The sequence below is a fragment of the Vibrio sp. 2130-1 genome, assembly GCF_033339515.1.
Genome location: NZ_JAWOUT010000483.1, coordinates 1 through 597 on the forward strand (window position 1 = coordinate 1; position 597 = coordinate 597).

Consider the following 597-nt stretch of genomic DNA (forward strand, 5'->3'; position numbering starts at 1 on the left):
TAATACGGCGCGTTTCGTGGCTTATCGCTACGCGAATGGCGAAGATCTATCTATTTTGAACCTTGAGCACGAGTACACTCACTACTTGGATGCACGTTTCAACCAATACGGTTCATTCAGCGACAACTTAGCTCATGGTCATATTGTTTGGTGGCTGGAAGGCTTTGCTGAATACATGCATTACAAACAAGGTTACAAGGCCGCGATCGATCTGATCCCAAGTGGCAAACTGAGCCTTTCAACCGTGTTTGACACCACATACTCGCACGATAGCAACCGCATTTACCGTTGGGGCTACTTGGCGGTTCGCTTCATGCTAGAAAACCACCCTCAAGATGTAGAGAGCTTGTTGGCGTTGTCTCGTTCAGGTCAGTTTGCACAATGGGCGCAGCAGGTTACTGTGCTTGGTCAACAATACGATGCGGAATTTGAGCGTTGGTTGGATACGTTAGAAGTGGTAGTTGAACCGGAGCAACCAGGAACGGACCCAGAAGAGCCAAGCGAACCAACAGAACCTGAAGTGCAAGTGACGGAGCTGGCGGCGAACCAAAGCCTTCAACTGAGTGGCGAAGCATACAGCGAAAAACTGTTCTACGT

Annotated in this window: 1 protein-coding gene; it reads left to right on the plus strand. The window is 49.2% G+C overall.

Annotated elements, in window-relative coordinates:
• The coding region (locus R7Q09_RS26965; RefSeq protein WP_318144053.1) for a collagenase at positions 1-597 on the plus strand (597 nt) is incomplete at both ends.